Origin of the sequence: Pseudoalteromonas sp. A25 (genome assembly GCF_009176705.1) — a bacterium.
In the GTDB taxonomy this organism is placed as follows: Bacteria; Pseudomonadota; Gammaproteobacteria; order Enterobacterales; family Alteromonadaceae; genus Pseudoalteromonas.
The window spans coordinates 654,445-677,926 of the sequence record NZ_AP021846.1; the positions used below are offsets into that span (position 1 = coordinate 654,445).

Genomic DNA, 23,482 nt, shown 5'->3' on the forward strand with positions numbered 1-23,482 from the left:
AGGTAGTCTATGCTTCCGGTGATCGCTCTTGTTGGGCGACCTAATGTGGGTAAATCCACGCTGTTTAACCGCTTAACGCGTACTCGAGATGCTTTGGTGGCAGATTTTCCTGGTCTTACGCGTGATCGTAAATATGGCCAAGCTAGTTATGATGGTTACGAGTTTATCGTGGTCGATACAGGTGGTATTGACGGCTCTGAAGAAGGGATTGAAACAGAAATGGCCGAACAGTCGCTACTGGCGATTGAAGAGGCTGATATTGTGCTGTTCTTGGTAGATGCACGTGCAGGTATGAATGCCGCTGATCAGGCAATTGCACAGCACTTACGTAAACAACAAAAAAAATGCTTTTTGGTGGCCAATAAAACCGATGGTATTGATGCTGACTCAAATTGTGCTGAATTTTATCAATTAGCACTTGGCGAGGTTTATCAAATTGCTGCCGCTCATGGTCGGGGCGTAACGCAATTATTAGACGTAACATTACAACCTGTTATTGCTGAATTAGCTGAACAGGAAGATGAGTTAGAGCAAGATGACGCTCATCTGGCTGAACTTTACCTTGAAGGTGAAGAAGGCGCTGATGAAGATGGTAAGTCGGCGTTTGAAGACAAGCCAATTAAATTAGCCATTATAGGTCGCCCAAATGTAGGTAAATCAACATTGACTAACCGAATTTTGGGTGAGGAGCGTGTCATTGTCTACGATATGCCTGGTACAACGAGAGACTCTATTTACATTCCTATGACTCGTAATGAGCGTGAGTATGTTCTTATCGACACAGCTGGTGTGCGTAAGCGCAAAAAGGTAAGTGATGTAGTTGAAAAGTTCTCTGTGATCAAAACCCTAAAAGCAATTGAAGATGCTAACGTGGTGTTATTAGTGGTTGATGCGCGAGACGGGATCTCAGATCAAGATTTAAGCTTGCTTGGTTTTGCTTTGAACTCTGGTCGCTCTTTAGTTATTGCTGTTAATAAATGGGACGGGTTAGACGATTATGTAAAAGAGCGCATAAAGTCTGAACTAGACCGTCGATTAGGGTTTATCGATTTTGCACGCTTGCATTTTATTTCGGCGCTTCATGGTACTGGCGTAGGGCATTTATTTGAATCTGTTGATGAAGCCTATGAATCTGCAACAAAACGGATCAGTACTGCGATGTTGCGTAGGATCATGGATATGGCGCAAGCAGATCACCAACCACCATTGGTACGAGGCCGACGCGTTAAGCTAAAATATGCACATGCGGGGGGATATAACCCACCAAGGATCGTTATTCACGGTAACCAAGTACATGATTTACCTGATAGCTACAAGCGCTATTTGATGAACTATTATCGTAAAGCATTAAATATCATGGGTACACCGATTAAGATTGAATTCCGTGAAGGGGACAACCCTTATGCTGGACGTACAAATAAGATGACCTTATCGCAAAAGCGTAAGTTAAGAGCGTTTAGTAAAGAAAACCGTAACAAATCTTAGCGCGATTAGCGCAAACGCTATCGACTTAACATTGTCTGATCCGCAAACTTTGCAGTTTGCGGATTTTTTATATTTATCACAGCAATACTTATGTCTTTTTCATAATAACAAGCACGAGTTGGTTGTAATTTGCCCATGTTTAATTTTATGCTTAATGAGTGAGAATAGTGAACAAAGACTATTCAGCATGACTTTGGCTGATATTATTTTAAGTGGTTAAAAATGCGTTTTGCAAAAACTGTGATCTATGTTGACAACGTTGAGGAAGTACTCGACTTTTATTATCAAGCATTTGGGTTGAGTACGCTCAATTTGACTGAATCAGGAGATTATGGCGAGTTAGACAGTGGAGAAGTTATTCTTGCTTTTGCTAGCCACCCTTTAGCACAGGCGCAATTTAAACAAAGCTATATTCGTGCACAGCCCAAACAACCCGCATTGGGGTTTGAGCTCACTATATACTGTGAAAATGTAAGTGAAAGTTACGATAGAGCGGTGATTGCTGGAGCTGAACCTTTAATGCCTCCAACAACAAAGGGAATAAGCGCGCAAGCTTATGTACGCGCTATTGAGGGCACCTTAATTGCATTAGTCAACGAGTGCGCGGGCTAACCCTACAGGCTCTATTTCAACGCATACATTGTCATCATTCCAATTCAGACCAAACAGCGCTTGATCTTCGTTTAAGTCTTCAACCCATTCATCTAAAAACTCATCAAGAGAGATTGCCACTGGTGAATAGTCTTGCCATTCATCTTTACATTGGGCTTGCGCTTTTTGCTCGCTATCCCAAATGAGTAGTACGTCAGTCTCTTCAAATTGGTTGGACTCACAAACGACGACGCCACCGTCTTCAGCGCCTAGCGCCCATATTTGTTGGTTGGTACGAACCTGCTCTACAAAAGTAACTAATTCGGATTCTATTTCAATGTCGCTCATTGCCTTTACCTTCTGTGTGTGACAACTATATTCTGGGATCTGAATCTGTACTTCCTGGTAAGTTACTGTGTACTTCATAAAAATGCAGTAACGCGGTAAACGAACTTAAATCAGTTAATTTTCTAAATTCAATCCAATCTAGCAAGCAGTATAAACTGATCTGCAAATAGTCGCAGTCTAAAAAGTCACTTTTAACACATTGTTCATTTAAGTCTGATAATACAGCTTCAATGCGCTCTCTTTGCAAGTTAAAGAACAGTGTATCTGATTGTGTATCAAACCCTGAGCGCTCGCACAGCAGCAGCTCAACCAACGAATCATTGCAGGCGTTTATGTTAACAAGTTGGTTTTCTTGCCAGTAAGTCATTTTAGTAAGCTGAAATTTGTCGACTAAATAGCGGTGAATAGCACCTGAATCACAAATGGTGGTTTGTTCATCAATGAGAAAGGGGATTTTCCTCGCTGGATTGTTGGCAATTAAAGTCGCCTTGTCTTGTTCACTAAAAATATCTAAATGTTGATAATGAACAGTTAGGTTGTGAAGGGCAGAAAACATTCTAATACGTCTTGCAAATGGAGAGGTATTTGAGCCATATAATTGCATATAGATCCCTTTTTATAAAAAAGGCCGCATGAAGCGGCCTAAAAACTAAAAATACAATTTACTCTGAGCGACTGGTAACTTCAAGCAGATGATAGCCAAACTGCGTTTGCACAGGGCCTTGAACCTCGTTGATAGGGGCAGAAAACACGACTTTGTCAAATTCAGGTACCATCATACCGGGCCCAAATTCACCCAGTGCACCACCGTCTTGCCCAGATGGACAGCTCGAATATTGTTTTGCAAGTTCTGCAAAATCCTCACCTGCAGCAATTCTTGATTTTAAATCTAAGCACTCAGCCTCGCTCTCAACTAAAATGTGTCTTGCACTTGCAACTGTCATATGCTCTCCATAATGGCTTGTGTTTGTTTTTTTCTCAGTCTTTATTCTAATACAAGAATGTCAAAAACTCACTATTTGCTTACAAAGCTTTTTCAATTGCTGTGGTTAGCTCTTCTGATAGTGGTTTGGTCCGACTATTAAAGCGTGTGACCTGCGTTCTATCCGCAGAGACTAAATATTTGTAGAAGTTCCAGTTTGGCGAGCTCGTTTGCTTATTTAAGTGTTTAAAAATGGGGTTGGCGTCATCGCCCCTCACCGCTGATGTAGCAAGCATGTTAAATGTGACACCGTAGTTTATAAAGCATACTTTTGCGGTTTCTTTTTCACTATCTTCTTCTTGAAAAAAATCATCAGACGGAAAGCCCAATACCACTAACCCTTTATCCTTATACTGTTGATGCAACTTTTCAAGACCTTCGAATTGGCCAGTAAAACCACAGTTACTTGCAGTGTTAACTATCAGTAGTGGTTTGCCTTTGAACTGGCACAAATTGATGGTGTCGTCAGAGCGAAGTTTGCGCAGTTCCACATTGGTAAAATCATCACACTGTTGAGCGTAAGCGAAACCGCTCAGAGTAAGGCCTGCGAACAATATGGCCTTGGTTACAGTTTTTTTAATCATCGGCTCTTTCCCTCTAAGATAATAATCTTCTATGATACGCCATTACATTCAAATGCGATCAAACATTTACTGAGCATGACAATAAGAATAGCTGAAATTGACGACCTTCAAAGTATCACAGATATATATAACGAAACGATTGCAAGTAGAATGGTCACCGCAGACACCGAGCCGCTTACGGTAGAGCAGCGCATGGAGTGGTTTAGTAGCCATAATTCGGACAGGCCGTTATTCGTATATGAAGCTAAAGGCCGTGTCGTGGCGTGGCTTAGTTTTAAGTCATTTTATGGACGTCCGGCCTATTCTCAAACCTGCGAAATTAGCATTTATATTTCAACACAGGCAAGAGGACAAGGACTGGGACAGCAATTGTTGGAATTTGCACAAGTGCACGCACAGGTAATAAAAGTGTCTACCCTAGTTGGGTTTATTTTTAGTCACAATATACCCAGCTTAAAGTTATTTAAGCGCCATGGTTTTGAAAGTTGGGGAGAGTTACCTGATGTCGCAATCATGGATGGTAACCCCTACAGTCTCACCATAGTGGGTAAACATTTGAGAAATTAAAGCAAGCCAGTTAAACCGAAAAATTCGTCTACACTTGAGGAAGATAGGAGATAGGTTGTGTAGATAGATGACAAACAAGGTTTTGATTGTAGACAGTAACAGTGTTCTTGCTATGCGCTTGAAAGTATTGTTCGAGCTGCTGGGCGGTGAAGTTGAGCATATACATTATCGTATGCTAGACCAAATTGAAGACTTAGAGCGCTATGACGCTATCGCCGTTGCTAATGGAATACCAACCAGCTTCTTAGATTCACTGTCGTCATTAAGACAGCATGAAAAGCTAATTTTGCTTGCCCCCAAACCCGACAATGCTCAGCAGCTTGCTTTATTTAGCCAGTTTAACAAAGCGCTACCCAATGGCATTGTGGTTTACCCTTTTTTTTCGAATAAAGAAATCACGAACCTGCTGGAACGAGTGTTTGAGATCGGAGCCGAAAGCCGACTCGTATTGCCTTCTGTATTACTCGTTGATCACGATTTAGAGCGGTTATCTGAGTTAGCAACGAGCCTATCCGGAGCTCAACTAAACGTATATACAGCCGATACATGTGTGGTTGGTATGAGTCAAGCACAGCATCAAGCAATCGATTTATTGATTGCTGCTTATGAACCGCATGATAAATGTGCACTGGACTTGTTTGGGCAAATGAAAGTGCTAAATAATAACTTACGCTGTTTGCTTTACACAGAGAAAGCTGACCAAGTAGACATGCTCGAAGCAATACGTTTTGGTGTTGAAGATGTATTAATATGGCCGTTTGATGAAGGAGACTTGCTCAAGGCGCTACACAAACTGTGGCAAACTGAAATGTTAAAAAGGCATAACCAAGAGCTGGTTGAGCGCTTGCAAGATACGGTTGACGCCCTGATAGAGCGAGATAGTTTGTTGCGAGTGATTTATAAACATACACCAGACTCAATTATGTTGTTTAACCGAGATGGCAGTATTATTGAAGGCAATGATGCATGTGTAGAGCTATTTTGCTGCACTCAAGAGCAAATGCAGTCAAGCTCTATATTTGAGCTTTTTGATCGCGAATCGGTTGAAAACTTAAAGCAGCAAATGCATGAGCTCAAAGGACGGCGCAATTTTGATTGTGAATTGTTACTTACGCGTAACGATACGATTATACCCTTGATGGGCACGTTCAATGAAATTGACCATCACGGCGAACTGGCTTTCTCTGTTATATTGAAAAATGTCGCTCATCTCAAGAAAAAGCAGCAGGTATTAGAAGAAGCAAAAGAGGTACTAGAAGCAGAAGTGCAAGCCAGAACAGCGCAGTTGCAAAAGGCGAAAGAGGCGGCTGAGGCTGCAAATATTAGTAAATCAGAGTTTCTTGCAAATATGTCTCATGAGCTACGTACTCCCATGCACTCTATTCTTAGCTTCGCCAGATTCGGTCTAGATAAGCTGGGCGCAGACGATATTCCATTAGACAAACTAGAAAAATATTTATCGCGCATTGAAACAAGTGGAGAACGCTTGTTGCTGTTACTAAATAATTTACTGGATTTATCTAAGCTTGATGCTGGTCGGTTTCCGTTTAACCCCAGTTCTCAAGATTTATGTGCAATTGTCAAGACAGCAATGGATGATGTGTCGGGTTCTGCGCTTGCGAAACAGATTAAGCTAAAACTGATTGCAACTCATCAGCCATTGCTAGTTTACTGCGATAGAGAGCAAATAAATCAGGTTTTTAGGAACTTACTTGGCAATGCGATTAAGTTTAGCCCTGAAAACGGCAAGATACAGGTTGAGGTAGAAGGTTGTCTTGATAAGGTTTGTATCAAAGTACGAGATCAAGGTATCGGTATTCCAGAAGAAGAATTGAGTCTTATATTTTCTAAATTTGTACAAAGTTCTACAACCAATAGTGGGGCGGGTGGCACAGGCTTGGGTTTGGCTATTTGTAAAGAGTTTGTGCTGCTGCACAAAGGGTGCATTTACGCAACCAATAATGATGATGCTGGTGCGACGATCCACATCGAGCTGCCACTGGATAAAAAGTAGGGCCTGTGCATTCGCATAAAATAAAAACCACAACTATAAGTATTAAAGACGATGAAATAACACAAGGAATTTATATATGGCATTACAGCGTGTTTTGGCCGTGGATGACGAACCATTTAACCTCGAAATTATTGAAGAGATTCTAGAAGACTTGGACTTTGAGCTCAGAACTGCAGCAAGCGGGCCAGAATGCTTAGAAATGCTTGAAGAGTTTAATCCTCAGGTTATTTTACTCGATGTCAGTATGCCACAAATGAGTGGTTATGATGTATGCCGAGCAATTAAATCAAACCCCGAAACTAGCCATATTGTTGTGATGTTTGTTTCTGCAAGAGGTTCGGTTGAAGAGCGCATGGAAGGCTACGCTGTTGGCGCTGAAGACTACATTGTAAAGCCTTTTGGGCAAGGTGAATTAACTGCAAAGTTGCTTAAACTGGGTCAAATGTTGCTAGAAAAAGAAATTTTAGAGCAGCAGGTAGAAGACGCCACAACCACTGCTTTTAGCGCAATGGCAACAAGCAGTGAAATGGGCCAAATTGTCAATTATATCGAAAGTATTGGCAATGTGAATGACGTACCTACACTCGCTAACGCGCTGATAAACTGCATGTCTCATTTTGGCTTGAGTTGTAATGTTGAATTTAGAGTTGATAATGAGCAGATGCATTATGCGACTTCAGGAATATGCTCGCCAATAGTCCTTGAACTGTTTGAAATCTTGAAATCAAAAGGCCGCCTGCACGAATTTACTAGTCGTATATTAGTTAATTATCAGTATGTGAGTGTTCTTGTGCTCAATATGCCTGAAGGGGATGACGAAAAGCATGGTCGGATCAGGGATCACATTTGCTTTATTGTGAGTGTGACGGAGCAGCAATTACTGGCTATTTTGACACGCAATGAACTTCGCCAACAACAGCAAAATTTAAATGCGGCAGTGGCGATGATAAACAGTAAGTTTAAGAGTTTAATGTTGATGTTAGATAATAACCGACGAGAAAACGAAGCGGTATTTCGGGGACTGCAAGAGCAATTTGAGAATCGTATACCAACGATGGGGTTGGATGAAGACCAAGAGCTATTTATATACAATCATGTAGATACAGCAATCCAAAATTCGGTAGCAAGAGAAGAAGCGCTGATTCAAGTTAAAAAAGCATTTACTGAAATCGAATCAGATTTAGCTGAATTAACTCATAAGGTAGATGAGAGTTAATGCTTTATTTGGCGTAGGCCTAATTTGGGGAGCGCATATTGAGTTGTTCTTATTAGGCATCCCTAGGTAGGCCCTTTTCTATAATTCGAATTAAACGCGCATGCTTTCTTTGCATATGTTTTTGCTTGCTAAGTTGCTGTTTTAAAGCCCAACTTATATGCTCTGCAAGCATGTCTGATGCACCTGTTAAGCGGCTATTTAGCACAGCAATAATCTGCTCATCATATGGGGCATTGCCTAACCCTACAGCTATGTTTCTGAGCCAACGTTGATGGCCTATCCGTCGTATCGGGCTGCCCTCGGTTTTTTTTAAAAATGTTGCTTCGTCCCAGCTGAATAGTTCAATTAATGACTGATCTTTGAGTGCTGCTCTTGGTGAAAAGTCGGCCTCTTTAGTTAATTGACCATATCGATTCCATGGGCACACTAGTTGACAATCATCACACCCGTACACACGGTTACCAATCAGTGAGCGGAACTGCTCTGGTATTGAGCCTTGTAACTCAATGGTTAAATAAGAAATACACCTGCGAGCATCAACAACATAGGGTTCCACAATGGCACCTGTTGGGCAAAGCGTGATACAGGCATTGCATTTACCACACCCCTCAAATTCATCGGGTTTATCTATAGGTAGGGGAATGTCCACAAAAAGCTCGCCAATAAAAAACCAAGAGCCAGCGTGTTTTTGGATCAGTAAACTGTTTTTTCCTCGCCACCCAAGTCCTGCTTTTTCTGCGAGCTGTCTTTCCAGCACTGGTGCGGAGTCAACAAATGGTCGAAATCCAAGCTCTGCAACTTCGCAAGAGATCCTTTGCCCGAGTTGCTTTAAACGATTTCTTAGTACCTTGTGGTAATCTCGCCCTAAAGCATATCGGCTTATATAAGCGGTATGCGAGTTTTTTAATGCTTTTGCAAAGCTTGCATCGGGTGGGAGGTAGTGCATTCGAACTGAAATGACTCTTTGTGTGCCTGGCACCAGCTCAGCAGGGCGAGCTCGCTTCATTCCATGTGCTGCCATATAATCCATTTCGCCGTGATAATTGTTATCCAACCAGCGTTTTAGCTGCGCTTCATGTTTAGATAGGTCAATGTCGGTTATGCCCACCTCGGCAAATCCAAGTTCTTTGCCCCATTGCTTAATTTTTGTTGCCAGTTCAATATAATTAATACTATCTGCAGTCACGGAATGTTTATCTTGGAAGCTAAATACACCTCTAATTTACCACAAGTTGCATACACAGCCCAACAGGTGCAGCAATATGAAGCGTTAGCTGCGAAAAAGTCGGGTACGAGTTTATCGAGTTTAATGCTTCGAGCGGGCGAATCACTGTTTTCATTGTTTGAAAATGAGTTTGTAAGCGCGCAGTGTATCCTGCTGTTGGCAGGTAAGGGTAACAATGCGGGAGATGCGTATGTGTTGGCTAGGTTACTTCATGAGTCAGGGCGCAAAGTAACCGTATTTAGTGTGTTTGAAACAAGTTTATTAAAAGGGGATGCAGCTAAGGCTTTTAAAAAAGCCATAGCCGCGAATGTTGAAATTGTCACAGAGCAACCTTGTCTGAAGTCATATTGCGTGATTGTTGATGGAGTATTTGGTACAGGGTTTAGTGGTGACTTACCAAATCATATACAAAAGTTATTTGCTGAATGTCAGGCTGTGGCAGCTAAAAAGCTCAGTATTGATATTCCTAGCGGCGTAAATGGGTCGACCTCTGTGGTTACTAAGGGGTCATTTTATGCAGATGTCACAATCACTTTTATCGCCTTAAAACAGGGATTATTAACTGGTAAAGCGAAAGCGCATTGTGGTCAGTTACTATATGCCTGTTTGGGGGTCGCACAAGCTTTTGGGCAATTAGTTGAACCTAGTGCAACGTACATGAACCATGAATCGCTTTTTGCAAAGTTTCCACCTCGTCCTATCGATAGCTATAAAAATATCTGTGGTCATGTATTGGTTGTCGGTGGTAACAAAGGAATGGCTGGGGCTGTGCGTTTGGCCGCTGAAGCTGCACTTCGAGCTGGTGCTGGTTTGGTAAGCGTAGCAACGCATCCTGATAATGTGAACAGCGTATTACAAGGCAGATATGAGTTAATGGTTCATGGCGTGGATCACGAAAAACAGTTATTACCTTTGCTCAAAAAGGCAGATGTAATGGTTATAGGTCCAGGTCTCGGGCAAGATGAGTGGGCACGTTCGTTGTTTTCACAAAGTTTGGAGTTTGGAAAACACGTTGTGTGTGATGCCGATGGGTTAAATTTGTTAGCACAAACCCATAAGCGGTTTGATACCGCCATACTCACTCCTCATATTGGAGAGGCTAAACGTTTACTTTCCGAAAAAAGCATTGTTAACGAAGCGGACCGCTTTGAGTTAGTCATGCAAATAGTTAAATCTTACGAAGCGAAAGTGCTATTAAAAGGTCCAGGCACGCTCATTGCTAACAGAAAGAGCGTAAATATTAATCGCACAGGGTGCGCCGCTATGGCTAGTGCTGGGATGGGAGATGTTTTATCTGGTATAATCGGCGCTTTAATTGCACAAGGCATGCAGCCGTTTGCTGCTATGAGCTTAGCTGTGTATATTCATGGTTTAGCAGCGCAAATTGCGGCAAAAGAAGGCGAAAAAGGGCTTCTGGCTAGTGATTTATTTGTGCATATTCGACGCTTATTGGGGTGAACATGGATAATACATTTAGTCAGCACTTGGCCGATGAGGCGCAAACGGTGGCTATGGGCGAACGCTTGTGCAAATATATAAGAAATGGCGCGGTGTTGTTCTTGCATGGTGATTTAGGTGCTGGCAAAACAACATTATCTCGCGGAATTGTTCAGGGAATGGGCCATACTGGTAAGGTGAAAAGCCCAACGTATACCTTGGTTGAACCTTATGAACTGGAGAATGTCTCAATATATCACTTTGATCTGTATAGGTTAGGCGACCCTGAAGAGCTTGAATATATGGGGATCAGGGATTATTTTAGTCCAGATGCTATTTGCATTATTGAATGGCCACAAAAAGGTGAAGGGTTCATTCCCACCCCAGATCTAAATGTCGAGATGGCTTACGATGGTGAACAAAGAACAATTACCGTGACTGCAAATAGTGAGCGCGGACGAACAATCATAATGCAATTAGGACAAGATGCGTAGTATAGGAACAGTATCAGGCATGCTACTGAGCGTTATTTTCATGGTGCTCAGTAATTTTGCACAAGCAAAAAATAATATCGAAGGTGTACGTGTTTGGCCATCGCCAGATAGTACTCGCGTTGTATTTGATTTATCTGCCAAGCCTGATTACAGCTACTTTATGCTGAAAAACCCGTTGAGATTGGTGGTTGATTTTGATAACACCAACAAAGCTGATAAATTCCCTAAAATTCCCGCTGAGCATCGTTTAATAAGTAAATTACGCTACAGTAAGCCGAAAACTGCAAGCGGCACGCGGGTGGTTTTTGATTTAGCTAGTAGTGTAAAGCCCGTGGTTATGGCACTTGCACCTGCAGGGCCTTATAAAAACCGTTTGGTTGTAGACCTTTACGCTAAACAAACTAGTTTGTACAGCAACGACAAAGTGCAGACCAAAAAACGTGAACGGTTAGTCGACAGAGACATTATTATTGCTATTGATGCCGGACATGGTGGTGAAGATCCAGGCTCCATTGGTCCATCAGGTACCTATGAGAAAAATGTTACCCTGCCAATAGCGAAGCGATTAGCACGTTTGATAGATAAACAGCCGGGAATGAAAGCGCGTTTGATCCGCACCGGCGATTATTATTTAAAAATACACACCCGTTCGGCAAAAGCACGGGAAAAAAGAGCAGATTTTTTTGTTTCTATTCACGCTGATGCATTTTCAAGCCCTGGCCCCAGTGGGTCTTCTGTATGGGTTTTATCTTTACGTAGAGCTAACTCTGAGATTGGTAAATGGCTAGAGGACAAAGAAAAACACTCTCAATTACTGGGAGGCGCGGCTGAACTGATAAAAGATACGGCCAATGAAAAGTATCTTGCCAAGGCACTGTTAGACATGTCGATGGATCACTCGATGAAAACCGCATTGCAAGTGGCTGATGAAATTGTAGGTGAGCTTAAAAAGGTCACTAAGCTTCATAAAAAACGTCCTCAATCTGCAAACTTTGGGGTGTTAAAGTCTCCAGATATCCCATCAATTTTAGTTGAAACTGGGTTTATTTCTAATCCAAAAGAAGAGCGACTATTAAAATCGGGTAATCATCAAGAAAAGTTAGCCAGAGCCATTTTTAAGTCGATAAAAAATTATTATAAGCGTAATCCGCCAGACGACTCTTTATTTGCGCGGTTAAAAGAACCTGCGCAGCATGTCGTTAAAAGTGGTGAATCTTTAAGTGTATTGGCAAATCGTTATGGCGTATCTATTACAGCATTAAAAAAAGCAAATAGGTTGACCAAAGATACGCTTTATATAGGCCAAGTATTAACCATTCCAAAGGCATGATCTGCTATGAGTATTGAAATTTTACCAGCGCGGCTTGCCAACCAAATAGCTGCCGGTGAGGTAGTAGAAAGGCCCGCCTCTGTTGTTAAAGAGCTGGTTGAAAATAGCATTGATGCTGGTGCGACAAAGATCCACATTGATATTGAACGAGGGGGTCACAAATTGATCCGCATTCGTGACAATGGCAATGGTATTGCAAAAGACGAGTTAACTTTAGCCCTATCTAGACACGCAACTAGTAAATTAAAAAGCTTAGATGATTTAGAGTGTATCTCTTCACTGGGTTTTCGTGGCGAAGCGTTAGCATCAATTAGCTCGGTGTCTCGATTAACTCTCAGTTCTAAGCCTCCCGAGCAAGAAACCGCGTGGCAAGCATTCGCCGAAGGGCGAGATATGGCGGTGCAAGTTCAGCCCACCGCGCACCCAGATGGAACGACAATAGAAGTTAAAGACTTATTTTTTAACACGCCTGCACGGCGCAAGTTTTTACGTACAGAAAAAACAGAGTTTAGTCATATTGATGAGTTGGTTAAGCGAATTGCTTTAAGTCGCTTTGATGTTGCTATCACACTGACACATAATCAAAAAGTAATGCGACAATATCGTGCTCGCGGTAAAGTGGATGGCGTAAAACGTGTCGCGCAAGTAGCTGGTAAAGCGTTTGAACAGCAAGCGGCTTTTATTGAATCAGGAAGCGACGGTCTGATGCTGTATGCTTGGGTGTTGCCTGTTGGTAGTAGCAATAGTACGCAGTACACCTATGTTAATGGTCGAATGATGCGTGATAAGCTTATTTTGCATGCAATTCGCCAAGCTTTTGAAGAGGTTGCAGGGGAGCACGATATTCCAGGGTTTGTGGTTTATTTAGAAATCGACCCTCGGCAAGTGGATGTCAATGTTCATCCTGCAAAGCATGAAGTACGTTTTCATCAAGCCAGACTTGTGCATGATTTCATTGTGCAAGCGGTGAAACAAGCGGTGATACCCACAACGCATGAGTTGGCCACACAACCCGACAGCACATCCATATCTGAACTTGAACATCAAGACTACCGCAGCACTTTAAAGCCGTTGGCAAGCACCTCAGTAAGTGACGAGCTGGCCTCACCAGTTACATCTGGTAGCGCTTCTTCCTATGGCGCTGACAGAGCGCCTTCTACTGCCAACAAAGCAAATGTACAAAGAGAGTCAACATCTAGGCATTACAATGTTAATCAGCTATATCAAGCACTAAGTCATCAACAGGCGAGTGAGTTTGATGTGCCCGTTGAGCAAGGGGTAGCAAACGAGCCAGTTCTGCAAAAGAGCAAAATGCTATCCATAGAAGGTGGGGTAGCCCTCATCGAGGATAAACAGCAGTTACTGGTATCGCACTTTAAATATGCATTACATCTTTATTGGTCAAATGAGTTAGAGCGCGATGCGAGTTTAGCTAGTAAGGCGCTATTATTGCCAGTGCGAGTGAGTTTAGAGAAAGCGGAAATAACCTCTTTGGCGGAACAAGAATCATGGCTGACGTTATTGGGCTTTGATATTCAGTTTTTTGAGCGATACATCATGGTTAAAAAGCTGCCTGTGAGTTTATATAGTGTCGATGTTGGGACATTCAGTTCAGACATGCTCAAAGCCTGTAATAGCCAATTACAAAGCATCGATGATTGGCTTAGGTGGTTGGTTATCAAAACACCAGAGCGGTTCTATGCGAGTGAATATTTTACTAAAGCGCAGCAATATATTGAAAAAAATCAAAAATGTTTGGCGCGTATTCAGGAAAAAGCAGTTAAAATAGATAACAAGATGTTTTTACAATTATTACCACAAGAGTTTTAGAGTGAATAAATTACCGGTTATAACACTAATGGGCCCTACAGCTGCGGGAAAAACGGCCCTAGCGATAGAGTTATGCCAACATTTAGACACGGAAGTGGTGAGTGTTGATTCTGCTTTGGTTTACAAAGGGATGGACATAGGCACTGCAAAACCAGATGCCGATGAACTTGCCTTGGCTCCGCATCATCTTATTGATATCATTGATCCTTTAGAGAGCTACTCGGTTGCTGATTTTCGCAAAGATGCTTGTCGGCATATTGATGCTTTACATCAACAAGGCAAGGTGCCAATTTTAGTTGGTGGAACCATGATGTACTTTAAGGGACTCATTGACGGATTATCACCACTACCTGAAGCGGATCCTGGTATTCGCGCCCAGCTTGAAATTGAAGCAAATCAATTGGGATGGCCTGAGTTACATAAACAATTAACTTATATCGATCCACAAGCTGCTGAAAAAATTAGTGAAAATGACTCGCAGCGTATCAACCGAGCATTAGAAGTATATCGCATAAGCGGTAAAACAATGACAGAGTTGCAGCAGCAAAAGCAGGCACCGCTGCCTTATGAATTTCACCAGTTTGCTATCGCACCAAGCGATCGCAAGGTGCTACATCAACGTATTGAACAAAGATTTCAAATTATGTTGGATCAAGGGTTTAAAAACGAAGTTTTGACCTTATATCAGCGAGAAGATTTACATCCAGATCTTCCCTCGATACGTTGTGTTGGGTATCGACAAATGTGGGAGCACTTAGCTGGAGAGTGTGACTATGAACAAATGGTTTTTAAAGGCGTAGCAGCTACCAGACAACTTGCAAAGCGGCAACTCACCTGGTTGAGAGGGTGGCCACAGCTGACTTGGTTAGAGACCAATGATCAACAAAACTTGCAACGCGTATTAACTTCGCTAAGCTAATAGTAGCTGTTAAATCAAGCTGCTGAGATATAATCGACAGCGAAACTAATAATAACACCTAGAACGAAGGAAAAGAAAATGGCAAAAGGCCAATCGTTACAAGACCCATTTTTGAATGTCTTACGTCGTGAGCGCATTCCTGTTTCAATTTTTTTAGTCAACGGCATAAAATTACAAGGTAAAATTCAATCATTTGACCAATTCGTTATTTTGTTAGAGAACACAGTAAATCAAATGGTTTACAAACATGCTATCTCTACGGTTGTACCTGCTCGTGCAGTGAATTTCCAAAGTGCACAGGGCGCGGAAGGTACAGAGCAAAATGATGATGGTAACTATTAATTCACTTTAGGAGCGTAATGCTTGTTTGACCGTTATGAAGCCGGCGAACAGGCAGTCTTAGTACACATCGACTTTCCTAACGAAGGTGATCGCGAAGATTTGCGAGAGCTGGAAATGTTGGTGTCTTCTGCAGGTGTTAGTAGTTTGGCGATTGTGCAAGGCAGTCGCCAAGCACCACACGCTAAATTATTCGTCGGCACGGGTAAAGCAGAAGAAATAGCTGAGATTGTCAAAATTCACAATGCAGATGTCGTTATATTTAATCACCAGCTTAGTCCTTCTCAAGAAAGAAACTTAGAACGTGTTTGCCAATGTCGTGTGCTCGACAGAACAACCTTAATACTTGATATTTTTGCACAACGAGCTCGTACGCACGAAGGTAAGTTGCAAGTAGAACTGGCCCAACTTAGACATATTTCAACTCGTTTGATCCGAGGTTGGACGCACTTAGAGCGTCAAAAAGGCGGTATCGGGTTACGAGGTCCAGGCGAAACGCAGCTAGAAACTGATAGACGTTTGTTACGAGAGCGGATCAAAAGTATTCGTAAGCGGCTGGAAAAAGTAGCCACTGTTCGTGAGCAAGGACGACGAGCGCGTAGTCGTAATGAGGTACCAACGGTATCATTGGTGGGTTATACCAACGCCGGTAAGTCGACGCTATTTAATTTGATAACCAACTCAGATGTTTATGCGGCAGATCAATTGTTCGCAACGCTTGATCCTACTTTGCGTAAACTGCATATAGATGATATCGGTCCTGTTATTTTGGCTGATACGGTAGGCTTTATTCGTCACTTACCTCATGATCTTGTTGCCGCTTTCAAAGCGACTTTGACAGAAACACGAGAAGCTGACTTGCAGATCCATGTTGTTGATGTAGCCGACAACCGACGAAAAGAAAATATCGAAGAAGTACAGTCTGTTCTCAAAGAGATTGAGGCTGATGACATTATGCAATTGTTGGTTTATAACAAAATAGACCTACTCGAAGATGTTAGACCGAGAATAGACCGCAATGATGAAGGACAGCCGATCCGCGTTTGGTTATCAGCGCATAGTGGAGTTGGTACTGAGCTGCTTTCACAAGCTATTTCGGAACTGTTAGCGAAAAAAATATTTCACCATACCTTATGCATTCCTCCTGCGTTAGGTCGTTTGCGAGGCGCATTATTTAATTTAAATGCGGTGCAGCAAGAAGACTACGATGAGCAGGGTAATTGGCTTTTGCAGGTGCGTTTACCGCAAATTGATTGGGAGCGTCTGAAAAAAGATCAAGGTATGGATATAGAAAAATTTATTGAAACATAATTTTTACACAGAAAAGTGCGGTTTTGCTCGTATTTGGGTATGAGAAACGCCTTATATTTGTTAGATTTACCCTAATTGACTTTAATAAAAATGGAGTATAGCTATGGCCTGGAATGAACCGGGTAATAATGGCAATGATAACGATCCGTGGAAAAACCGCGGTGGTCGGGATCAAGGCCCACCTGATCTAGACGAAGTATTCCGTAAATTCAGCAACAAGTTTGGTGGTTTGTTCGGTGGTAAGTCCGGCGGCGGTGGCAGCGGCGGATTAGGCGGAGCAGGCATGACATTCATTCTGCTTATTGCTGCAATCGTTTGGGCATTAAGCGGTATTTATACGGTTAAAGAAGCTGAACGCGGAATTGTATTACAGTTTGGTCAGTTTGACCGTATTGCTGAGCCTGGCTTACGTTGGAAAATGACCTTTATTGAGCAAGTTATTCCAATTGATATTGAAGCGGTGCGTTCTCTTTCTGCCTCTGGTTTTATGCTGACAGAAGATGAAAACGTTGTGAGCGTAGAATTTGAGGTTCAGTATCGAGTTATGGATCCTCGCCTATATAAATTCAGCGTGACAGACGCCGATCATAGCTTGCAGCAATCTTTAGACAGCGCGTTACGTTACGTTGTTGGTCACTCTCGTATGGACCAAGTTTTGACGACGGGTCGTGAGCTTGTGCGTCAAAGAACTTGGGATGAGCTAAATAAAATTATCGAACCATACAACCTGGGTATTTTAGTTACCGATGTAAACTTTAAAGACTCTCGTCCGCCAGCAGAAGTTAAAGACGCATTTGATGATGCTATTGCAGCACAAGAAGATGAAGAACGTTTTATCCGTGAAGCTGAAGCGTATGCGCGTGAGATTGAACCGCGTGCTCGTGGACAGGTTACACGTATGACCCAAGAAGCTGAAGCGTATAGAGAACGTGTTACGTTAGAAGCACGAGGTGAAGTTGAACGTTTTGAAAAGCTTTTACCTGAGTATCAAGCTGCTAAAGAAGTAACCAGACAACGTTTATACATAGACGCAATGGAAGAAGTGCTTACTAATAGTTCAAAAGTCATTGTCGATGTTAAAGGTGGTAATAACATGATGTATTTACCATTGGATAAAATTATGGGGCAAATGGGCGCTGGTAGCCAAATCAAGCTACCTAGTAAAAACGACATCAATGAGCTTCGTAAAACATTGGGTCAATCACGCAACAGCTCTGTGAACAGCGGCAATGATCGTTTTTCGCAAGACAGATTTAATAACGGGAGATAAGCGCAATGAAGAATTTTAGTATTGTGATATTGATAGCTGCCGTTTTGCTATCTTTCTCTTCGGTATTTGTTGTTACAGAAGGACAGCGTGCGATTGTTTTGCTATTTAGTAAAGTGCAAAAAGACAGCGAAGACAACGCAGTTGTTTACGCGCCTGGCTTACACTTTAAAGTGCCATTTTTTAGTCAGGTACGTAAGCTAGATGCGCGTATTCAAACTTTAGATGGTGCGCCAGACCGTTTTGTTACAAGCGAGAAAAAAGACTTAATTGTTGACTCGTTTGTAAAGTGGCGAGTGAATGACTTTAGTTCATTTTACTTACGAGCTCGCGGTGATAAGCAATATGCCGAAACGCTCCTTAAACAAAAAGTAAACAATGGTTTGAGAACCAACTTTGGTTCGCGCACTATTCGTGAAATTGTGTCTGGTGAACGTAGTGAATTGATGGAAGAGGCACTGGTACAAGCTTCTGAAAGTGCCAAAGAGCTAGGTATTGAAGTGTTGGATGTACGAGTTAAGCAAATTAACTTACCAAACGAAGTGAGTAGCTCTATTTACCAACGTATGCGTGCTGAGCGTACTGCTGTAGCAAAAGAGCACCGCTCTGAAGGTCAGGAAAAAGCAGAAACTATCCGCGCAGAAGTAGACCGACGCGTTACCGTTATGCTCGCTGATGCGGAGCGAAATGCTCGCGCTGTGCGTGGTGAAGGTGATGCAACGGCGGCAAAGGTTTACGCTGATGTTTATAACAAAGATCCAGAGTTTTATAGCTTTGTTCGTTCGTTAGAGGCTTACAAGCGTACTTTCCAAAACAAAGGCGACGTAATGGTATTATCACCAGACAGTGAGTTCTTTGATTATATGAAAGCTGCAAAAGGTAAATAGTCACTATTTGCCTTGATAAGAAAAAAAGCTCTGAGAAATCTCGGAGCTTTTTTTGTTTTATATCATGTGTTTTTGACACAATTTTTGCGAATGAGGAAAAAACAGCCAAAACGGGGTGATCTCCCCCCCGCTTTTCTGGTAAAATCTGCCCCTAATTTTTTCTAAGTGATTTTGCAATGGGTAAAAACGTCGTTGTATTAGGCACCCAATGGGGTGACGAAGGTAAAGGTAAGGTTGTAGACTTACTAACAGATAAAGCTTCTTTAGTTGTGCGTTATCAGGGTGGTCATAATGCTGGCCATACTTTGGTGATCAATGGTGAAAAAACAGTACTGCACCTAATTCCATCAGGTGTTTTGCGTGATAACGTAAAATGTGTGATTGGTAATGGTGTTGTATTAGCACCAGATGCGTTGATGAAAGAAATTGGTATGCTAGAAGAGCGTGGTGTGCCAGTTCGTGAGCGTTTATTGATCAGTGAAGCATGTCCATTAATCCTGCCTTACCACGTTGCACTTGATAAAGCGCGTGAGCTAGCGCGTGGTGAAAAGGCAATTGGTACAACTGGTCGTGGTATTGGTCCAGCTTATGAAGATAAGGTCGCACGTCGTGGTCTTCGTGTTGGTGACTTATTTAACCCTGAACAATTTGCAGCTAAGCTTAAAGAAGTTCTTGAGTATCATAACTTTACATTAGTTAATTACTATAAAGTTGATGCTGTAGATTTCCAGAAAACATTTGATGATGCAATGGCTGTTGCTGACATTCTTAAGTCAATGGTTGTTGATGTAACTGAGCTGTTAGATCAGACTCGTGTTGCTGGCGATAACATTTTGTTTGAAGGTGCGCAGGGTACACTACTTGATATTGATCACGGTACATATCCATATGTTACGTCATCTAACACAACTGCTGGTGGTGTAGCTACAGGTGCAGGTTTTGGCCCGCTAAACCTAGACTATGTGCTGGGTATTGTTAAGGCATACACAACACGTGTTGGTTCAGGTCCTTTCCCTACTGAACTGTATGACGGTCAAGAAAAGCAAGATCCAGTTGGCAAACACTTAGGTGAGAAAGGCCATGAGTTTGGTGCTACAACTGGCCGTTTACGCCGTACAGGCTGGTTTGATGCCGTAGCGATGCGCCGAGCTGTACAAATCAATAGTATCTCAGGTTTTTGCTTAACCAAGCTAGATGTACTTGATGGTGTTGAAACAATCAAGATCTGTACTGGTTACCAGTTAGAAGATGGCACCGTTACTAACGTAACGCCACTGGCCGCTGAAGGTTATGAGAAAGTTACTCCAGTATACGAAGAGATGCCTGGTTGGAGTGAAAATACATTTGGTGCGACGAGTGTTGAACAGCTACCTCAAGCTGCAATCAATTACATCAAGCGCATTGAAGAGATCACTGGTGTGCCAGTAGACATTATCTCTACAGGTCCTGATCGTGTCGAAACAATGATTGTTCGCAATCCATTTGGTGCATAACCAAGTTTTGACTAAGAAAAGCTGCATTATGCAGCTTTTTTTGTGCCTATAATAAATATGAACGAAAGGCTGAACTACGTCAGGTTAAATAGTTGGTATGGACTTTGTATAAATTTTTAGGTGTGCCAAACAGATTAGGTTAATTATGATTAAAAAGTGGTATTGCATGGGGTTGTTATTCAGCATAACGGCAACGGCTCAAGCGCAGATCACGGCGGTGCCGCTCTATACCCAAGCTGAACTCATTGAGTTGATAAAGAAAAATGAGCATTTAAAACGTGTTAAAGATGATGAATGTCAGCTTGTTCAAGATATTGAAGCCCGTGCAGAAACAATGGCGTTGCCTTCTTACCAGTTTTTATACGGTGATATGTTGGCGTATGGTGTATGTGTGGAACGTAATGTTGAGCTTGGGCTGTATTATATGCGTCAGTCAGCAGAGCAAGGCTTGTCGTCTGCGCTTGAACAGTTAGGCCGATATTATGACGTCGGTCAGCTGGTGCAAGCAGATAAAGCGATGGCGGTGGTGTATCTGCGTGAAGCGGCTTCTCAGGGTAACCTTAAGGCACAACTACGTTTGGTAAATTTATTTAATGACGGTCATGGTAGCCCAAGGGATTATGAAGATGCATACCGTTGGTTATTTCACTCCGCTGTCGCAGATAAAAAACTCCACAAAACAATTGAAAAAGCACTGGCACAACTGGCAGAAAAAATGCCACAAAGTGCCATTCGCCGCGCGCGTTTGCCTCTATAAATGCTCGTCATCAACGTTAGAACTTTTAAGTTGATGACGAGGTTATTGGGTGTGCCTATAGTACTCAACGCTACTGAGTGTATGATTAATGACTTAGCTTTTCGCCAAGAGAGCTGTTTGCTTCTTTACCCTGTGTTGGCTCTTTTAGAACTGACATTTTTGGGGGTTGCAATGCGATGATACGCTCACCTTGCTCTGGAGGCTTTTTCATATCAATTACAAATGGTCTTATTTGTAATTCTCCATCGTTATTTTCAGTCGTAATGAATAATGGGATCGCCTCTTTGTTTACCTCTAAGTATTGTTGCCAATCAAACTCGTCAGACAAGCGTGTAGAACTCACTTTTCCACCTTTTGCAATTAAGCTACTCAACTTGGCGTAATAGCCTTGCTCGCCAAATAAAACCTGTCTAGATAAAAAGGTCGCACTGTCTTTGTTTGCTTTGGCATGGTTTGTTGAAGAGCGTAAAGAAAATACGTTTTGTTCATTTAGTAAGTGTGAGAAATATTGCACACCTAATGCGTTGTGATGGCGGTTTGGCGACAGTGCTAACACCGACTGGATAGATGTCAGTGGCAAATAGCGCTCAGCATGCTCTGATTGCGGGTTCCCGTAATAACACGGCAGTCCATCCATTCTTGCCATTTTGCAGTTTTCCCAGGCGGGATCGGAAAGATAAACGTCAATATTTTGTTCTTTTAAGCCTTTGGCAATCGCTCTAGCAACATGGTTGGCGCCAATGATGAGCAGAGTATTGGGACTCGGTTGGCGCACACCCAATAATTTAGCCAGTGGCGTTGCAGTTAAGCTTTGTAATACAACCGTGACGATAATAACGGTAAAAATTAGAGGTACTAGCTTATTCGCATCTGGTATTTGTGATTCAATCATACTTAGTGCAAATACTGAGCCCACAGCGGCCGCAACAATTCCTCGCGGTGCAATCCAAGATAGCAATAAACGAGACTTAAATGGCAAATCGGTATTATAGGTCGACAGTGCAATGCAAATAGGGCGCGCGATAAATAATACAACGGCTAAAAACACAAATGTTTCAATATCTAATAGCATCAAATCGCTTAGTTGTAATCGCGCTGCAAGCAAAATAAATAAACTTGAGATGAGTATCATTGACAGATCTTCTTTAAACTCTAAAACAGAGTCAATCTCCAGATCATCTTGATTTGCAAGCCATATCCCGAAAATTGTTACTGCTAAAAGGCCTGATTCATGTGCCAAATGATTTGAAACGGTAAAGCTAAATAAAACTAATGCTAAAATACCAAACTTGTGAAGTTCGTAAGGTAACCATTCTTTACGGATCAATGCGCTGGTGATCCAGCCAGCTACGACGCCCACGCTGATGCCGACGCCAAGTGTTGAAAACAAAGCAATTAAAGTGTGGCTTAGTACCTCACCTTGACCAACAAAGCTGACGGCTTCGAAAACTAAAACTGCAAATAGCGCACCGATTGGGTCAATCACTATACCTTCCCAGCGCAGTACTCGGTCAATGTCTTGGTTTGGACGCATAGCGTTAAGCATGGGGGCAATGACGGTCGGACCTGTAACAACCAACACTGCACCTAACACGGCTGCAACACGCCAATCTAAGTCTAAAACTAGGTAAGCAGTCAAAGCGATGATCACGAAGGTGGCAAGCATGCCAATTGAGCATAAATTACGAACTATTTTGCCAATGCCTTTGAGTTCTCTAAAGTGCAAGGTGAGTGCACCTTCAAAGAGTATGATAGCAACCGACAGCGAGACTACTGGGAACAATAAATCACCCAATAAGTCATCAGGACTAAGTTGACCTGTCAGGGGGCCAAGTAAAAGACCGATGAGTAGCAAAAATAAAATGGCGGGTACTTTTAGCACCCACGCGAGCCACTGAGCGATAACCGAAAAAACGGCAATTCCAGCAATGTAAATAGCTGACATAGTCTCTCCTGTTAACCTATTGGTTAACATAGTTAAAATAAACAAATGGGTTTATACCATAGTTATATGACGGCTACGAAGTAAAGCTCCAACAAAAGTTGAGCCTCTCACCTAACCATAGTCCGTATAATCAAAATTGGATCATTTCATTGTCTAATGTACCTATAAAGATTTATTCATCAGCTTTATGGTGGGTATAAGTGCTTATTTTGATATTGAGTTGAAATCTTTGGCAGGTATACGTTATGCTATAAAGCGTTTGGTGCGAGTCACCATGATTCTTTTTGGTTTTGTTATAGCAATTATAATGAACTAGCTTTTAGTATTATGTTTTAGCCTAACAGGTTAGATATTAAATACTTTTCAACAATTTAACTATTCTTTGCGCAATTATTCATTGCGGCTTAGGTCTTTTCAGCTTCATCAAACCATGATGTACCAGCTGAAAACGGCTCGACGTT

Annotated in this window: 22 protein-coding genes; 16 read left to right on the forward strand and 6 right to left on the reverse strand. The window is 42.1% G+C overall.

The genetic code is table 11. The annotated features are described in order from the left end of the window. The first annotated feature begins 9 nt into the window (after window positions 1-9). Together der and GDK41_RS03075 are read left to right on the forward strand one after the other, a co-directional pair. Window positions 10-1,485 carry a ribosome biogenesis GTPase Der gene (gene der, locus GDK41_RS03070; RefSeq protein ID WP_152085033.1) on the forward strand — a complete coding sequence of 492 codons (1,476 nt, stop codon included), beginning with the start codon at window positions 10-12 and terminating at the stop codon, window positions 1,483-1,485. 222 nt (window positions 1,486-1,707) lie between these two features. Continuing rightward, a complete protein-coding gene (locus tag GDK41_RS03075) occupies window positions 1,708-2,097 on the forward strand; it encodes a VOC family protein (RefSeq protein ID WP_152085034.1) in 390 nt (129 codons plus the stop codon). Here GDK41_RS03075 and GDK41_RS03080 read toward each other — a convergent pair. From GDK41_RS03080 to GDK41_RS03095, 4 genes are all read right to left on the reverse strand, one after another. Then, entirely contained in the window at window positions 2,074-2,424 is a 351-nt protein-coding gene (locus GDK41_RS03080) for a DUF2750 domain-containing protein (protein ID WP_152085035.1), read from the reverse strand. The two genes, GDK41_RS03075 and GDK41_RS03080, sit on opposite strands and share 24 nt — an antisense overlap. A gap of 25 nt (window positions 2,425-2,449) precedes the next feature. Next, complete coding sequence (locus GDK41_RS03085) at window positions 2,450-3,028, reverse strand: glutathione S-transferase family protein (RefSeq protein ID WP_152085036.1); 579 nt, start codon at window positions 3,026-3,028, stop codon at window positions 2,450-2,452. A gap of 58 nt (window positions 3,029-3,086) precedes the next feature. Beyond that, window positions 3,087-3,368, reverse strand: a complete 282-nt coding sequence (locus GDK41_RS03090; RefSeq protein ID WP_152085037.1) for a peptidylprolyl isomerase — start codon at window positions 3,366-3,368, stop codon at window positions 3,087-3,089. Between the two features lie 79 nt (window positions 3,369-3,447). Beyond that, a complete protein-coding gene (locus tag GDK41_RS03095) occupies window positions 3,448-3,990 on the reverse strand; it encodes a glutathione peroxidase (RefSeq protein WP_152085038.1) in 543 nt (180 codons plus the stop codon). Between the two features lie 75 nt (window positions 3,991-4,065). Here GDK41_RS03095 and GDK41_RS03100 point away from each other — a divergent pair, with 75 nt between their 5' ends. The 3 genes from GDK41_RS03100 to GDK41_RS03110 all read left to right on the forward strand — a co-directional run bounded on the left by GDK41_RS03100 (window position 4,066) and on the right by GDK41_RS03110 (window position 7,787). After that, window positions 4,066-4,557 (forward strand): GNAT family N-acetyltransferase, encoded by a 492-nt coding sequence (locus tag GDK41_RS03100; protein WP_152085039.1) that lies wholly within the window; start codon window positions 4,066-4,068, stop codon window positions 4,555-4,557. A gap of 67 nt (window positions 4,558-4,624) precedes the next feature. After that, entirely contained in the window at window positions 4,625-6,571 is a 1,947-nt protein-coding gene (locus GDK41_RS03105; RefSeq protein WP_152085040.1) for a sensor histidine kinase, read from the forward strand. A 76-nt stretch (window positions 6,572-6,647) separates the two neighbouring features. Continuing rightward, window positions 6,648-7,787, forward strand: coding sequence for a response regulator (locus GDK41_RS03110; protein WP_152085041.1), 1,140 nt, complete (start codon window positions 6,648-6,650; stop codon window positions 7,785-7,787). 52 nt (window positions 7,788-7,839) lie between these two features. Here GDK41_RS03110 and queG read toward each other — a convergent pair whose 3' ends face one another. Beyond that, window positions 7,840-8,973, reverse strand: a complete 1,134-nt coding sequence (queG, locus tag GDK41_RS03115; RefSeq protein WP_152085042.1) for a tRNA epoxyqueuosine(34) reductase QueG — start codon at window positions 8,971-8,973, stop codon at window positions 7,840-7,842. Window positions 8,974-8,976: 3 nt separating this feature from the next. Here queG and GDK41_RS03120 point away from each other — a divergent pair, with 3 nt between their 5' ends. The 11 genes from GDK41_RS03120 to GDK41_RS03170 all read left to right on the forward strand — a co-directional run bounded on the left by GDK41_RS03120 (window position 8,977) and on the right by GDK41_RS03170 (window position 21,076). Then, window positions 8,977-10,470, forward strand: a complete 1,494-nt coding sequence (locus tag GDK41_RS03120; RefSeq protein ID WP_232056519.1) for an NAD(P)H-hydrate dehydratase — start codon at window positions 8,977-8,979, stop codon at window positions 10,468-10,470. 2 nt (window positions 10,471-10,472) lie between these two features. Further along, window positions 10,473-10,943, forward strand: a complete 471-nt coding sequence (gene tsaE / locus GDK41_RS03125) for a tRNA (adenosine(37)-N6)-threonylcarbamoyltransferase complex ATPase subunit type 1 TsaE (protein ID WP_152085044.1) — start codon at window positions 10,473-10,475, stop codon at window positions 10,941-10,943. 19 nt (window positions 10,944-10,962) lie between these two features. Further along, on the forward strand, window positions 10,963-12,273 hold the full coding sequence (locus GDK41_RS03130) for an N-acetylmuramoyl-L-alanine amidase (RefSeq protein WP_232056554.1): 1,311 nt from the start codon (window positions 10,963-10,965) through the stop codon (window positions 12,271-12,273). Window positions 12,274-12,279: 6 nt separating this feature from the next. Next, window positions 12,280-14,103: a DNA mismatch repair endonuclease MutL gene (gene mutL, locus GDK41_RS03135; RefSeq protein ID WP_152085046.1), complete on the forward strand. Its 1,824-nt coding sequence runs from the start codon at window positions 12,280-12,282 to the stop codon at window positions 14,101-14,103. 1 nt (window position 14,104) lies between these two features. Then, on the forward strand, window positions 14,105-15,022 hold the full coding sequence (gene miaA / locus GDK41_RS03140; RefSeq protein WP_152085047.1) for a tRNA (adenosine(37)-N6)-dimethylallyltransferase MiaA: 918 nt from the start codon (window positions 14,105-14,107) through the stop codon (window positions 15,020-15,022). A 78-nt stretch (window positions 15,023-15,100) separates the two neighbouring features. After that, window positions 15,101-15,364: an RNA chaperone Hfq gene (gene hfq / locus GDK41_RS03145; protein WP_152085048.1), complete on the forward strand. Its 264-nt coding sequence runs from the start codon at window positions 15,101-15,103 to the stop codon at window positions 15,362-15,364. A 21-nt stretch (window positions 15,365-15,385) separates the two neighbouring features. Next, the gene (gene hflX, locus GDK41_RS03150; RefSeq protein WP_152085049.1) at window positions 15,386-16,672 is read left to right on the forward strand and encodes a ribosome rescue GTPase HflX; all 1,287 of its coding nucleotides are present in this window, start codon (window positions 15,386-15,388) and stop codon (window positions 16,670-16,672) included. A gap of 103 nt (window positions 16,673-16,775) precedes the next feature. Beyond that, window positions 16,776-17,942: an FtsH protease activity modulator HflK gene (gene hflK, locus GDK41_RS03155; protein WP_152085050.1), complete on the forward strand. Its 1,167-nt coding sequence runs from the start codon at window positions 16,776-16,778 to the stop codon at window positions 17,940-17,942. A 5-nt stretch (window positions 17,943-17,947) separates the two neighbouring features. Then, window positions 17,948-18,826: a protease modulator HflC gene (gene hflC / locus GDK41_RS03160; RefSeq protein WP_152085051.1), complete on the forward strand. Its 879-nt coding sequence runs from the start codon at window positions 17,948-17,950 to the stop codon at window positions 18,824-18,826. Window positions 18,827-19,002: 176 nt separating this feature from the next. Beyond that, window positions 19,003-20,319, forward strand: coding sequence for an adenylosuccinate synthase (locus GDK41_RS03165; protein ID WP_152085052.1), 1,317 nt, complete (start codon window positions 19,003-19,005; stop codon window positions 20,317-20,319). A gap of 166 nt (window positions 20,320-20,485) precedes the next feature. Further along, entirely contained in the window at window positions 20,486-21,076 is a 591-nt protein-coding gene (locus GDK41_RS03170) for a tetratricopeptide repeat protein (protein WP_152087500.1), read from the forward strand. An 85-nt stretch (window positions 21,077-21,161) separates the two neighbouring features. Here GDK41_RS03170 and GDK41_RS03175 read toward each other — a convergent pair whose 3' ends face one another. Further along, window positions 21,162-23,021, reverse strand: coding sequence for a cation:proton antiporter (locus GDK41_RS03175; protein WP_152085053.1), 1,860 nt, complete (start codon window positions 23,019-23,021; stop codon window positions 21,162-21,164). Window positions 23,022-23,482: the final 461 nt, after the last annotated feature.